The organism is Bacteroides clarus, assembly GCF_015555825.1.
GTDB classification, from domain to species: domain Bacteria; phylum Bacteroidota; class Bacteroidia; order Bacteroidales; family Bacteroidaceae; genus Bacteroides; species Bacteroides clarus.
The window spans coordinates 120,530-134,491 of record NZ_JADNLF010000012.1 but is presented as its reverse complement, the minus strand read 5'-3'; the positions used below and the strand labels follow the sequence as shown (position 1 = coordinate 134,491).

Genomic DNA, 13,962 nt, shown 5'->3' with positions numbered 1-13,962 from the left:
GGAGAGCCTGCCCATACTGCCGCCCGATTTCCAGCTAATCCCCCGTCAGGTGAAAGCCGAGAAAGGCTACAAGGCAGACCCCGGCGTGTTGAAACAGTTGAAAGTGATTAGAGAGGTATTCGACCAGTGTGACAAGATTATTGTAGCAACCGATGCCGGGCGTGAGGGTGAGTTAATCTTCCGCTATATATTCCATTACCTGAACTGCCAAAAGCCTTTCGTACGTCTGTGGATAAGCAGCCTTACCGACAAGGCAATCCGTGAGGGGCTGGATAACTTGCAGCCGGGCGAGCGTTACGATAACCTCTACCTCTCCGCCAAGTCCCGCAGCGAAGCGGACTGGCTGATAGGGATAAACGCCACCCAAGCGTTGAGCGTGGCAGCCGGGCAGGGCGTGTTCTCGCTGGGCAGGGTGCAGACACCCACGCTCGTGATGATATGCAGCCGCTATTTGGAAAACAAGAATTTCGTACCTGCCAAATTCTGGCAACTCAAAGCGGCAGCAGCCAGCGGTGGAATCAGTTTCACCTTCCAATCTACCGCCAAGTGGGAGCAGCAGTCCGAAGCCATAGCCGCCCTGCAACGGGTAAAGGATGCCGGGCAGCTTGCGGTGAAGTCCGTTGAAAGGAAAGAAACCAGCCAAGAACCGCCCCTTTTGTACGACCTTACCACGCTGCAAAAGGAAGCGAACACGAAGCTGAACTTCTCGGCGGACAAAACCCTTTCCATAGCGCAAAGCCTGTATGAAAAGAAAGTGATGTCATACCCCCGCACCGGAAGCCGCTATATCCCGGAGGACGTTTTCGATGAAATGCCGGAGCGTGTCGCCCTGCTGGGGCAATACCCCCGTTTTGCCGGGTATGCTACCGGGCTGAAAGAAGTAACGCTGAACCGCCGCAGCGTGAATGACGGCAAAGTGACCGACCACCACGCCTTAATCGTCACAGAAAACCTGCCCGGTGAACTCTCCAAAGACGAACGGGCGGTTTACGAACTGGTAGCTGGGCGTATGCTGGAAGCCTTTTCGGGCAGGTGCGTGAAAGACGTAACCACCGCCGTGCTGTCTGCCGGAGATACCGACTTCACGGTGAAAGGGTCAGTAATGAAAGAAGCCGGGTGGCGGGCTGTTTTCGGTGAGCAGGAAACGGGAGAGGATGAAGAAGCCGCCAGTCTGCAGCCACTCCAAGAGGGGGAAAGCCTGCCGATTTCCTGCGTGGATCTGCTCGAAAAGCAGACCAAGCCGAAACCGCTACACACGGAAAGCAGCCTGCTTGCCGCAATGGAGAACGCAGGCAAGGAACTGGAGGATGCCGAACTGAAAGCCAACTTGAAAGATGCCGGGATAGGTACACCCGCCACCCGTGCGGCGATTATCGAAACGCTGTTCACCCGCCAATATATCGTGCGTGAGAAGAAGAACCTTGTACCCACCGACAAGGGGCTTGCGGTTTACAGGATTGTCAAGGACAAGAAGATTGCCGATGTCGAAATGACCGGCATGTGGGAAACCGCCCTTGCCAAGATAGAAGCGGGTGACATGGATGCCGACACGTTCCGAAAGGGCATCGAGGTGTACGCCGCCCAAATCACGGCGGAACTGCTGTCGGTGCAACTGTCCCTTGCGGGCGATGAAACCTGCCCCTGCCCGAAGTGCGGAAGCGGGCGCATCCTGTTCTATCCGAAAGTAGCGAAGTGTTCCAACGTGGACTGTACGCTTACCATATTCCGCAACAAGTGCGACAAGCAACTGACCGACAAGCAGGTTGTCGAACTGGTGACGAAACGCAAGACCGGGCTAATCAATGGCTTCAAGGGCAAGAACGGCAAGGCTTTCGATGCTTCGCTGGTACTGGACGAACAGTTCAATGTCGCCTTTTCATTCCCCGAAAAGAAAGCCAAACCGAAGAAATAGCCTATCTTTACCGCTGAAATTTCATTGTGATAAGTTTTTGGGCTTAAAATAATTGAAATTTTAGTGGTTGCGCCCGGAGGGAAACCGGGCGCATTTTTAATGCTTCTTTACTTGTTACAGACTCCCGTCAAACAGATAGGTCGAACGGATAACCCCGTTGTCCAGCACCCCGCTTTCCGACAGCTTCCACTGCGAGCCGAATGTTTCACCGATGAAGCCGATGCCTTTGCCCACCATGACGGGAACGGTGTAGATAGTCAGACTATCCAACAGTCCGGCTTTTATCAGCGAGGTAAGCAGTTTGCCGCCACCCACCACCAGCATGTCATTTTCCTGTTTCAGTTCATAGACCCTTTGCAGCGGTTCTTCGGTCAGGAACTCCACGCCGCAGTCCGGTGTCACGTTGGTGTCGTAGTGTGACACCACAAAAGACCGCTTGCTTTTGTGCGGCCACCCGCCCCAGTGTTCAAAGATGTAGTTGTAGGTGTTTGCTCCCATAAGCAGGCAGTCCGCTTCCAAGTATTGCTTGCCAACGATATTTTTTATTTCACGGGGTAGCCAGTCAAGTTCCTTGTCTAAAGTGGCTGTATGTCCGTCAAGAGATACGGCGATATGCGCTTTAATTTGTTTCATCTTATCAGGTATTAAAGTTGATAATTCTTATTCACATCGCCCGCCTGCATCTCAAAAAAGAAGCGTGAACTTACACTGCTCCACTACGAGGTACTGGCATACCTAAAGAAACGAAACAGGCAAGCCCACGCTATGACAAAACATAGCATAGACATTGCGCTGAAAATCCCGTTTCTTTTGAAAAGTGCCAGTTTTCGTAGTGAGATATTCGGCGAACGAATATGTTATATATAAAGACGAAATCACAACCGAAGTTGTTCAATCGCCGTTATTCTCTTATGTTACTTTTGCAAAAGTAGCGAAAATCACCGGAATAACCTTGCAAATAACAGAAATCCTGCCATATTACAATAATACGACAGGATAACGGAAAGTATAGGTACTCATTGTAACCTACCTAATCTGTGCGTTCACGAATTAACTTGTGAATGTCACTTGCCCGGTAGAAATATTTCCCGTCCAGCATTATATAGGGCAATATGCCTTTCTTGCGGTAACGCTGCAAGGTCTTGGTACTCACTTTCAGCATGAAGCATAAGTCCTGATTGTCAAGCAATTTTTCACCGTTCAGATAGTTGTGTTCACTTAATAGGCGGTCTATCTTTCTTTCCTGCATATCGAACCTGTCCATGATACGCTCCATCCATGCCACGAAATTTTCTTTATCTATATACATAGTGCTGTCGGATTAAATTAGACCTATCATAAAATAACTTTGGTTTGCCGGGTCTTTAACGATAATGTCCCGTTCACGCATGAAACGGATATAACTCTTTGCGGTACGCTCCTTAACGTCCAAGACCTGCTGTAACTGTTCGCAAAGGTCTATGTAGGTGATATGTGTCTGCCGCCCGAAGATGTCACGGGCAACGCCCACCAACTCCTTTTCCTTGCGTTTCTCCTTTTCTTCACGGGGCTTTTCCCCTTTATACACGTGCATCCCGGCTTTCTTGTCCCATGCAAAGAGCATCAGGGGTACGTCCAGCGGGCTACCGTCACGCACTTTCAGGGCTTTCACGACCGACTGGGCGGGGTCATCGTCTTTCTCTATCGACAGGATAGTAGCCGCCTTGCGTTGCAGTTCGCTACCCAAATGTCCCCGCAGTTTCAATCCGTTCGGGACGAAGTGCAGCACACAAAGAATGCACGTGTTATAGATACCAGCCAACCGATAGAGTTCATCTATCACCGCCACGCTTTCCGCTTCATCGTTGGCACTCTTTACGAGGTCGGCGATGCCGTCAATGACAACCAACTGGATGCCGCCGTACTGGTAGTAGAACTTATCCATGCTTTGCACAATGGCGTGTAAGCGTTCCTTGCGTGACATACCCGTCAGGCAGAACGCTTTCAGTTCTTCCGGTTTGTCCTGCTGTTTGGCTCTTGCCAGCAGGTTGCTTACGTTCTTGAACAGTTGCACTTCCGACTGTTCGGTGTCATAGAGCAAGACCGCCTTGTGCCTGCCGTTGGTCGTTACCTGTATGCCCAACGTATCTGTTTCCGCACCAGCCGGGCAGATGCAGCCCGCCACGATTGCGGCCACATAATTGCTCTTTCCCGTTCCCTCGCCCCCGGTGATGCCGAACAGGTTGCCTTGCGTTCCCAATGGAACATCGCCCGCCGAAATAATCACCTGCGCTTTGGCGGGCGGGTTGTTGAAATCTATCTCGCACGATTTTAGCATAATCAATGTGTCGCTATATAGGTTGTCTAAAAATTCGATAAACAGTTTCAGGAAATCTTCACGGGTGTTCCCGGCTTTGAAGTAGTCGGAAATGTCCTTTTCCTCTTTCGTTCCCGGAAGCGGCAGGAGCAGGCGTTTTACGCCAAATTCTTCCAGTAGCTTTTCTTGCTTTTTTGCGCTTTCCCAGCCTGTCTTGTCCGTATCATAGAGTAATACAATATGCTTGAAGCGGAATGTCAGCCGATAAACCAGCGTGGGCGGAACGGTCACCGTTTCACTGTTGAAGCAGATAGCGTGAAATCCATGTGCCGCCAAAGAAAGCACATCTTTTTCGCCGCCCGTGATAAACAGGGTATCACCTTTGGCGGGCAGTTGTTCCAGCCCGAAACAATAATTCTCACCGAAGCTGCCACCATAAAGGAAACGGGGCGTGGAGAATGGACGGTACAACTTGATATACTGTTTGCCCTTGTAACCATACATAGGTTCTGTCATCGATGAAACATAGGTATATGGTTTCCCCTCTGCCGTTTCGCTGTTATACTCCCGGAGGGAACAGACCTTGTAATGCTCCAGCAGTTCAGGCGTGATGCCATATTGTTGCCAGTACATCAGTTCTGCAAGCGGAAACTTCTGTTCTCGGAACTGGTAGGGCTTGACTGGTTTTTCGGGTGTTTCTTCGGCTTTGTCTGCCGCATTCCGATTATTTACCGTTGTAGGAATAGCTATTGGAGTTTCTGTCGCCAGTCCCAGCCCCAAATCCCGGTCGATAATCTCCAGTATCTCCACAAAGTCAGCCGCCCGGTTACAGTCCAACCCTTTTAACTGCCCTACGAAGAAAAAGCAGTCGCCGCTATAATTGTCGTTACCGAAATCTTTCATCTTATACATACCGCTATGGCGGTCAAAGTAGATATTACATGATGCTTTCTTGTCCTGATAGAGCGGGTTAAGAAAATGCCTGCCTATACGCCAGTCACCGGGTAAGTAATGCTTGAAAACGAACAGACCGTTATTTGTCCTGCTTAGTATTTCTTCTTTCCTTAACATATTGCTGGTGATTGGTTATCAGTTCGTTTATACACTCCTTGTCACGCTTAATCAGGCGTTCTTCCAACATTCGTTTGACTTCCTTAATCTTATAGAAGTAATGTCCCTTGATGTCGGAGTAAGAAATCATTCCTGCCGCCCGCAGGCGTTGCAGGGTTCGGTCACTGATTTTCAAGAAAGTACATACTTCGTAACTGTCCACCCAAATTTCATCTTCATCGGTCTTGTTTTCGTCCAAATGATTGAAGATGTAGTTTGCTATGGCGGTAATCTTGTTGTCAAGTTCCTTGTAGGCTTTTGACTCAAATGTTATAATCTCCATATTGCTAACTTATTGATTTGCCGCAAAGTTCGGTAGAAGAAACAACCTAAAAGTCATGGTTGTACCTATCATGGTATTACTTTTTTTGAGGGGAAAATCGGATGAAATAACGGATAATCCCTTTGTAAAACATCGGTTTTCAAAGGGATTACTTACAAAAAAAAGAAGTACCATGTTGGGGTAAACATGGTACTTCTTAATTCTGTAATACAGAGGGTTATTTCATATCATCCTCATTCATTCGTTTGGTCAGGCTATCTATCAAGTGGTGGAGATATGCCGTCCGGTCTTTTCTCTCTTTCATGGCGATATATGCAGCGTAGTAATCTCCCAAGTCTATATGGCAAACTGTACCAAGAAAATTCATCATTTCTTTTATCTCGACATTGCCATTATTGAAGTCGCCGGAAGAAGCAAGAGAATATCCTAACTCAATAAGGAAAACTTTCTTACCAGTAAAGCGGAAAGGATATTTTAGGCACTTTTGAAGATTATCTTCTATCTGATTATCTGTTTCAAGTTTGACTATTCTTTTATTGAGATAGATACGCAGCATTTCATTGGATATAATCTTGGCTACTTTGTAATCATATCCTGTTGAGAAATTCGGGTCTTTATCGAATTGTGCGCTATCGGTGCATAATCGTAAATCTGCTTTTCCACGAATGAAATAATATTCATCGTATATAGTTGAGTGTGAACGATAGTATTGGTAAAAGTCTAAATTCCGGTTAAAAAAGTAAGTTAGATTGTCCAGTTCTTGATTGATATATTTTCTAATCACTTCATCGCTACCATTAGGACATTGTGTTTCAATCCGATAAATCTTATAGAAGAATAATAGCCTACCAAGTATTTCCGGCTTTTGAGTTTTGAAAAATGTAATTTCATCCTCTTTTGTTGGAAATACATAGGTCTGTATTTTTGTCCTCAAATCATCAAGAACTGTTTGCAACTTATGTACCATTGAAAGAGAAGTTTCGATAATATCATACCCGTAGAGGTCGATTTCATCAATCTCTGTGTCTATTTTTTGCAATATATTACCGATATACTCTTTCATGTATTTTACCATATACTGATGTTTCGTTTCATATATGCTTGTGTTTTTGGACAATGTACCAAACATTTCAAGCATGTAATACATTCATTGACATTTACCATTTCACCCCTTGAAACTTTTGTATTCCAGCACTTTCCTTTCAGTACTTTTGGAGGACATATATCTCGGCATATATTACAACTATTGCATTTCGGCAACTGGATTTCATGTTTCATTACTGCTAACGGAGCATTTGTTAGGACAGAACCAAGACATTGCGCAGCCCCATATTCGGTTGTGATGAATAGATTGTTTTTACCAATGTACCCTATACCGCTAAGAGTAGCAATAGTTTTATGTGGTAAAACGGACGTTTTTGTTGTGAAATCAAATGAGTTATCAGCTATCAATCCACTATCTGATTGTGACAACGCTTTATAATCGTTTTTGATAAGTCGGTCAGCCAGTTTATCCGCAATCAATCCTACCTGATTTTCTGTCTGTGCGTATTCATCATCGAGAGTATGCACATAATTGGGGCTATCATACACCATTTTGATAAATTGCGGATTTATGGCAATTCCTATCAGTATGGCATATGGAAGTCCTCGATTATGTTGTATATCAAGCATGGAAATATCCACGAAGTGAACAAAACTGACATCTTCACTCCTTAACAGTTGTTCGATTTCCAAATTTAAGTTATTCATTTGTTCTTTCGCACAATAGGAATATAAATATCCGTTCTCAATTCCGAAACTGGAGTTTTTTTCGGAGTATTGAGATAGGTTTCAAAAGTGAAAGGCTCTCTCAATGTATATCCACTTGACGGCAACCAGTCAAGGTATATGTAACGATACACTCGGTTCAATTCGTGATATAATCCCTTGAACGGGAATACAGCATATTCACCCGCTTCTGTTTCATAAGTAAAGAAACCATTTGGCACACGGAATGATGCCGGAACGGTTATTCCAACCATGAAACGACTTTGTTCTTCCGAAGAAATTAGCGGGCAATCCAAAGTTAGGCTTATATATTGACAATCATTTGATTGTAAATCGTAGTATTCAGAAAGGTGCAATATCTGTTTCCATAATACCGAAAAGTCATGGCTTATATGCTCCGTCCATTCCAACTTCAAACAGGCAATACGAATGGGAGGAACTTTTTCAATACGAGGAACGATTTGCACAGGGTGCTTTCCTTCGGGACAGGCATTCAAATGAAGTTTGCGAAATTCAGGTATCGTACAATTAAAATAACTCTTGAATGCTCTCGAAAGCGTATGCTTATTTTGATAGTTGATTTGGTATAATAATTCTGTAACGCTTATATCGGTTGATATTAACTTGAAAGCAATGTATTCCAATCGTAACCGTTGGATGTAAAGCCCGATATTCTCACCACACACCGTTTTGAAAACACGCCGAAAATGGTATTTAGAAATACCTGCCGTTTGTGACAGAGTATCTAAACTAAGTTCATCAAACAAATGTCGGTTAATGTATTCTTGTATTCTCACAACCAACTCATACAGTACATGTGCCGTATTGATTTTCTGTTTCCACCGTTTGATTTCGGGAAGCCGTCTTGACATTATATCCCTAATTTCCGATGAAGTATAGGATATGCCTACTTCTTTATAATATTCTTCCGGAAAAAGTCCCCAAAGGTAAATCAGATAGTCCATTGAAAAATCATAACCCTTGACACCATGCTTTAAGCAATAGTCACAATACTCCGTACTTATATTTGCCCCAAGATTATTATAGTCAATATCCAAGGGAATTCCGCAAGTTTGGCAATATTTTGTTTCTGTATCTGTTTGCATCATTATTTTGATTATCGGGAGCAAAATTACTTAATGGGTTATGAAAGGAGTTACCATAAATAGCTATCTTTTAATATACTCTTTGGGAATTCTATTTGGCGCACTTTCTAATAGCTCTTTTTAATAGTCGATGAACTATAAATTTGTGAAATATCCATATTGCAAGAAAATATACTTTGCCTAAAATATTATTGTATTTTACGAGTGTAGTTATACTTGCAATTTGTTCGTTTCGCTTTGATGCAAAGCAAGATATAGATACATAGAATGTCAAGTGCTTATCTTTTGTCCCTAAGATGATTTCGTGGCTATTTTGTTCTATGATTAACTCTTTGAACGATTTACTTGCTTTTAAATTTAATGGTTTTACAATAAAATCACGTAACTTCAATAACCATGATACCCATTTAGGGTGTTGGATGAACATTAAAGCAAACAGTTCTTTTACAGACACATTTGGCTTATTTGTAAGTTTTTCCCAAAAACAATCTTTGTAGTCCGCTGGGAGATATTTGATAATCAAACTATCTTTTTGTTTCATGGTTTGCCTTTATTGTTCTGTTTCAAATTTTTCAATCAGCATATTTTGAAGTTCATTGAAATCACAAGCAGGGATTTCAGAGCAGATATGTTGCAATCCAATCAGTAAGGAATATTGGATAGTAGCTATTTTATGCGCATACTCTACATCATATCCGCAATCTTGGATTAACTTTGTCAGATAGTCTAATCTCAATTTATCTACTTGTGCGACATATTGCTGTACAATATCATTTGTATAACTCCACCCTCTAATCCGTCCCTCGCATTTGTATTCAGAGGAAGCAGACATTTGAGATAAGGTATGTAACTTTTCTTTTGAACTCCCTAATTTTTCTACTTCTTCGATAAATGCAAGTGTATTCTCTTTTACCCAAAAAGCCATAAGAGCATCTATATACCCGTCTATATTTTTGAAATGATGATAAAACGCTCCTTTTGTAATTTCTAAGAGATTACATAAGTTGTCTATTGTGATTTTTGCAACCCCATTGTTTTCTATGATTTGAAGCCCAATAACAAACCATTGTTTTTTCTCTACTTTCTTCATATTACCGTTTTTATAATACCATACTATATGGTATGCAAATATATGAAAGAAATCTGGATTAAGCAAACAGCCCTATTATTTTCTTCAAAAATTTAGTGCAAGGTGCAAGTATATATCTATATATATAGCTTGCACCTTGCACTAACCGTAGAATATTTATTTTCAATGATTTGCATAATTCAAAAGAAAGCCGTATCTTTGAACCGTAGTTTTAGGCAGACAACAAACAGCCAAAAGGTGACAGAAAAGCGTAGATTTTGTAACCTAAGTTGTACCCCCTAAGGCTTTGACACATTGATAAAGAATTGAATTTCAAGGATATTGAGGTATGGGTTCATAACCCTGTCTCTCCGCTGGAAAGGGGTCTAAATCAAGTGTTCACGAGATTTATGCCCCTTTTGTTGTATCCTCAAAAGTCTATTGCGTGTTTATCATGGAATATAGTCATGCGTCCTGTCAACGGTAGGACATTCCCCGCTAATATCTTCTGAAAAAAGATGATGTACCCCCTTGCTGTTTGTCCTAACTATGTCACATTTATATTGTACCATTCCAACTCACAATTCCCGTAAATATCGGATATACATGGAAATACTACGATGTATTTGTAATAATAATGTCCTAAATATCTGTTTTTATCGTTACTCATAAAGATAAACAGTTGATTGTGCTTGTATTTTTAAAATTATTTGTATGTTTGTATAGTCGCAATCGAGTGGCAGTGTTTTTTGCATTTTAGGAAAAAAGCGTTTAGCCGAACTTCTGTATAAAGGGATATCAAGACTTTGTGCTCTATAAGAAGCTAATGCCCTTACGCTTTTTATGTTAATTGGTTTGCACATAAGGGCACAAGCCATAAATGTTTTGCAATATGATAAACACGTGTGTCGCTGTTCCTGTTTTCTTCCCGGAAAGTCTTTTCGGGATTTGAACCTCTCTGATACGGTATTCTCTTTACAATAGAGTGGCAGTTACCTGTTATGAATATACTTAAACTAACCATTATTACTACTAACCGTTTTTATTAATAACCTTTATGGACAAGAAAATTGTAGGTGTCAATGCCGGAAAAGTTTGGCAGGCACTAAATGAAGTAACTGAGATTTCAATCGTTGAGCTTGCCGAGAAGCTGAATTTAAGCGTGGAGAGCACAGCGTTGGCAGCAGGTTGGCTGGCAAGAGAAGACCAGATCAGCATAGAGCGAAAGAATGGAACTATCGAGTTGCAGCGAAAGAACGCTTATACGTTTAATTTCGGCTAAGAGCAGCTCCGACCATAGCATAATGTTCCCTATACTTCCGGTGATAAAAATTCGTCGGACGTATAGGGAATTTGTATCTTTTATTGTGCCGGAATCCAGCTGTCTACCAATGCTTGATGTTCTTTCATCCACTGACGGGCGGCATAGGTTTCCGTTTTCCGTGTTTCTTCCACAGCGGTCATCAGCGAACTGATTTGTTCGTCATTCAGCCGGATATTTCGTAAAAGTTCGGTAACAAACGGCTCCTTCTCACTAAAGCCTTTCCAAGTTACAGTGTGGATGGATTCCGCTTTGCCATATATCTGTTTGGGGTCGTCCAGTACTTTCAGTTTATAACGTCCGAACATCCAGTGCGGAGTCCAGCCGGTTACTACCACCCATTCTTTCTTCTGAATAGCCTTTCCCAGCGAGGTGGTCATGGCGGGAGCGCTTGCGGTCATCAGTTTGTAGTCCAGCCCGTAGCCGTCCAGTGCCTTTTCGGTTGTTTTCATAATTCCGGCTCCTGCGTCGATGCCGATAATTTTTCCGGAGAATTTATCCTTATACCCGTTTAATTCTTCGATAGATTGGATAGTGACGTATTCCGGGACTACCAGTCCGATGCGTGCATTGTCGTATACATCGCTGATGATTTCCAGTTTGTCGCCGTATTGCTCCATATAATCATGCATGGTTACCGGTATCCATACGTCCATAAATACGTCCGCTTTTTTACGCGATAATGAAGCGAAGATAGGGGCTAAATCTGCGTTCAGCATTCGTACGTCGTAGCCGTGTTCTTCCAGTATTACTTTGGCCAGGTGAGACATTGCGATACCTTCCGACCAGTTGGCGTAGGCTATGCTGATTTTCTTATCGTTGTTGAGGTTGCCGCAGGCTGTTGTCAGCAAAGCTGCCAGTAACAGTACGGCTGTTGTTTTCAGTTTGTTCATATTCCTTATTCCTTTCCTGTTCTATTGTTTTTTCTTTTTGCCTTGCGCCATACCCTGCGTGATGCGGTCCAGTACGATAGCCAGTATGACAACGGCTATACCGCCTTCAAAGCCAAGTCCGATTTTCATCTGGGTGATTCCTTTCAGGACGACTTCTCCCAGACCGCCGGCCGAAATCATTGCGGCAATCACTACCATGGACAGAGACATCATGATTGTTTGGTTTATTCCCGTCATTATGGTTGGCAATGCCAGCGGTAGCTGTACTTTGTAGAGTAACTGCCAAGGGGTGGCACCGAAAGAGCGGGACGCTTCCACTACGTTTTTCGGAACCTGACGGATACCGAGCCCGGTCAGTCGTACTACCGGTGGCATGGCAAAAATGACGGTTGCAAATGCTCCCGGTACAGTGCCCAGTCCGAAGAACAGTACTGCCGGAATCAGATACACAAAGGCTGGCATGGTTTGCATGAAGTCCAATATCGGACGCATGATTTTATTGCATCGGTTGCTGTTGGCAGTCCAGATACCCAGCGGCACTCCCAGCAGCAGTGCGAGACAGGTGGACGATAGTACGAGCGCCAAAGTCTGCATGGTCTCTTCCCAGAAGCCCATTCCGTAAATCAGCAGCAGTCCCAGTACGGTAAATACTGCCGTACCCTTACCCGATTTCATCCAGGCAAGAATTGCCAGTACGGCAATGGTGATATAAAAGGGAATCTCGTACAGCACATGCTGAAAGCTGTCTATAAAGCTGCCGATACCGATGCTCAGAGTGTCAAAGAATGTAGCGAAGTTATTTGTAAGCCAGTTGATGGCCGTTTCTATATATTGTCCTATATTTATCATAATTCTATTGCGTTTTGAATGATTTCATTGATTTCTTCCTTGTTCTTTCCGGTCACTTCGATGATAAGTGATGACAGTGGAACCACTCCCTGGAATTCCCGGTTTTCGTTCACTACCCAGATAGGTGAGTTGGTGTGCGTCATCAGCGGCAGGATATCCTCAAGTATGGCATCGCTCAGTACGGAGTGTACTTCATGGCGCACAACGGTGTCTATCGAGCGGATTTGCTCCTTTCGCAGTTTTATCAGGTCGTTCAGTCTGACCTCGCCAATCAGGATATTGCCGGCATCTACCACAGGCAGTACGGTCAGATTGCGTTCACGCATTTTACGAATCAACACTTCCGGCCCTTCTTTCTTCAGTCGCGCTACGAGCGGTTTGTCTACCATGATGGAACTTGCGGTGATAATCTTGGAACGGTCTACATTTTCTACGAAACGTTCCACATAAGCATTGGCGGGTTCGGTCAATATCTCTTCCGAAGTGCCTGTCTGTACGATTTCGCCGTCTTTCATAATGGCGATGCGGTCACCCAGCTTGATGGCCTCATTCAGGTCGTGGGTGATAAAGACAATTGTTTTTTTCATTTTCGACTGTAAAGTCAGCAGTTCATCCTGCATCTGTACGCGTATCAGCGGGTCGAGGGCGGAAAAAGCTTCGTCCATCAGCAATACTTCCGGGTTATTGGCAAGGGCACGTGCCAGTCCCACACGTTGCTGCATACCGCCGGAAAGTTGTCCTACCATTTGGTTTTCATAGCCTTTCAGCCCTACCTGTTGCATACATTCCATGGCTTTCTTCTCACGTTCTCCCTTTTTCACTCCTTGCAGTTCCAGCCCGAAAGCGATGTTGTGCAGTACGGAGCGGTGGGGCAGCAATCCGAAATGTTGGAATACCATAGCGAGCTCTTTTCTGCGTATTTGCAGTAACTCCTGTTTGGAAGCCTTTGAGATGTCTGTTTCGTTGATTATGATTTCTCCTGAGGTAGGGCGTATCAGGCGGTTTATACAGCGTAGTAAAGTTGATTTCCCGCTGCCGGACAGTCCCATGATTACGAATATTTCACCTTCGTTGATAGAGAGATTGGCATCCTTTACGGCGACGGTACATCCGGTTGCCTTTAATATTTCCTCTTTGGTTTTGCCCTCTTTCAGCATTTTCTCCGCTTTATGTTTTTCTTTTCCGAAAATTAGGTATAGGTTTCTGATTTCTATTTTACTCATAATAATATTGTTTATTTTAACTAATGGTTCAGGTTCACGTTTCATTTTCAGACCGGTGCGGTTTATTTAACTCGGTTTGCCCTGGGCAGGACAAGTAAATATGGAATTAAAAATGAGGGATATTTGTCGT

Annotated in this window: 14 protein-coding genes; 2 read left to right on the top strand and 12 right to left on the bottom strand. The window is 43.7% G+C overall.

The window, feature by feature from the left end:
* Positions 1-1,912, top strand: a 1,912-nt coding sequence (locus I2F54_RS13510) for a type IA DNA topoisomerase (protein ID WP_195501455.1), incomplete at its 5' end; no start/stop codon positions are given.
* A gap of 114 nt (positions 1,913-2,026) precedes the next feature.
* On the opposite strand, the gene I2F54_RS13505 is transcribed toward I2F54_RS13510, so the two are convergent.
* The 9 genes from I2F54_RS13505 to I2F54_RS13465 form a co-directional block, all read right to left on the bottom strand.
* Positions 2,027-2,545, bottom strand: a complete 519-nt coding sequence (locus I2F54_RS13505; RefSeq protein ID WP_195501454.1) for a dihydrofolate reductase family protein — start codon at positions 2,543-2,545, stop codon at positions 2,027-2,029.
* Positions 2,546-2,942: 397 nt separating this feature from the next.
* On the bottom strand, positions 2,943-3,221 hold the full coding sequence (locus I2F54_RS13500) for a helix-turn-helix domain-containing protein (protein ID WP_007845607.1): 279 nt from the start codon (positions 3,219-3,221) through the stop codon (positions 2,943-2,945).
* 12 nt (positions 3,222-3,233) lie between these two features.
* Complete coding sequence (locus tag I2F54_RS13495) at positions 3,234-5,279, bottom strand: AAA family ATPase (RefSeq protein WP_195501453.1); 2,046 nt, start codon at positions 5,277-5,279, stop codon at positions 3,234-3,236.
* On the bottom strand, positions 5,242-5,601 hold the full coding sequence (locus tag I2F54_RS13490) for a helix-turn-helix domain-containing protein (RefSeq protein WP_008620924.1): 360 nt from the start codon (positions 5,599-5,601) through the stop codon (positions 5,242-5,244). Before I2F54_RS13490 ends, I2F54_RS13495 begins: the two co-directional genes overlap by 38 nt.
* Positions 5,602-5,818: 217 nt before the next feature.
* A complete protein-coding gene (locus I2F54_RS13485) occupies positions 5,819-6,664 on the bottom strand; it encodes an RteC domain-containing protein (RefSeq protein WP_195501464.1) in 846 nt (281 codons plus the stop codon).
* Between the two features lie 5 nt (positions 6,665-6,669).
* Complete coding sequence (locus tag I2F54_RS13480; RefSeq protein ID WP_195501452.1) at positions 6,670-7,353, bottom strand: 4Fe-4S dicluster domain-containing protein; 684 nt, start codon at positions 7,351-7,353, stop codon at positions 6,670-6,672.
* Positions 7,350-8,477: a GyrI-like domain-containing protein gene (locus I2F54_RS13475; RefSeq protein ID WP_195501451.1), complete on the bottom strand. Its 1,128-nt coding sequence runs from the start codon at positions 8,475-8,477 to the stop codon at positions 7,350-7,352. The genes I2F54_RS13480 and I2F54_RS13475 overlap by 4 nt, the downstream gene beginning before the upstream one ends.
* A 91-nt stretch (positions 8,478-8,568) precedes the next feature.
* Positions 8,569-9,018, bottom strand: coding sequence for a DUF2867 domain-containing protein (locus I2F54_RS13470; RefSeq protein WP_195501450.1), 450 nt, complete (start codon positions 9,016-9,018; stop codon positions 8,569-8,571).
* A gap of 9 nt (positions 9,019-9,027) precedes the next feature.
* Positions 9,028-9,567, bottom strand: a complete 540-nt coding sequence (locus tag I2F54_RS13465) for a TetR/AcrR family transcriptional regulator (protein WP_195501449.1) — start codon at positions 9,565-9,567, stop codon at positions 9,028-9,030.
* Between the two features lie 1,036 nt (positions 9,568-10,603).
* Between I2F54_RS13465 and I2F54_RS13460 the strand changes: the two genes are divergently transcribed.
* Complete coding sequence (locus tag I2F54_RS13460; RefSeq protein ID WP_022217587.1) at positions 10,604-10,828, top strand: winged helix-turn-helix domain-containing protein; 225 nt, start codon at positions 10,604-10,606, stop codon at positions 10,826-10,828.
* An 80-nt stretch (positions 10,829-10,908) separates the two neighbouring features.
* Here I2F54_RS13460 and I2F54_RS13455 read toward each other — a convergent pair whose 3' ends face one another.
* From I2F54_RS13455 to I2F54_RS13445, 3 genes are read right to left on the bottom strand one after another with little or no spacing between them, the layout of a single operon-like run.
* Positions 10,909-11,760, bottom strand: a complete 852-nt coding sequence (locus tag I2F54_RS13455; protein ID WP_195501448.1) for a glycine betaine ABC transporter substrate-binding protein — start codon at positions 11,758-11,760, stop codon at positions 10,909-10,911.
* 21 nt (positions 11,761-11,781) lie between these two features.
* Entirely contained in the window at positions 11,782-12,609 is an 828-nt protein-coding gene (locus I2F54_RS13450; RefSeq protein WP_195501447.1) for an ABC transporter permease, read from the bottom strand.
* Positions 12,606-13,832, bottom strand: a complete 1,227-nt coding sequence (locus tag I2F54_RS13445; protein ID WP_195501446.1) for a quaternary amine ABC transporter ATP-binding protein — start codon at positions 13,830-13,832, stop codon at positions 12,606-12,608. The genes I2F54_RS13450 and I2F54_RS13445 overlap by 4 nt, the downstream gene beginning before the upstream one ends.
* Between the last annotated feature and the right edge of the window lie 130 nt (positions 13,833-13,962).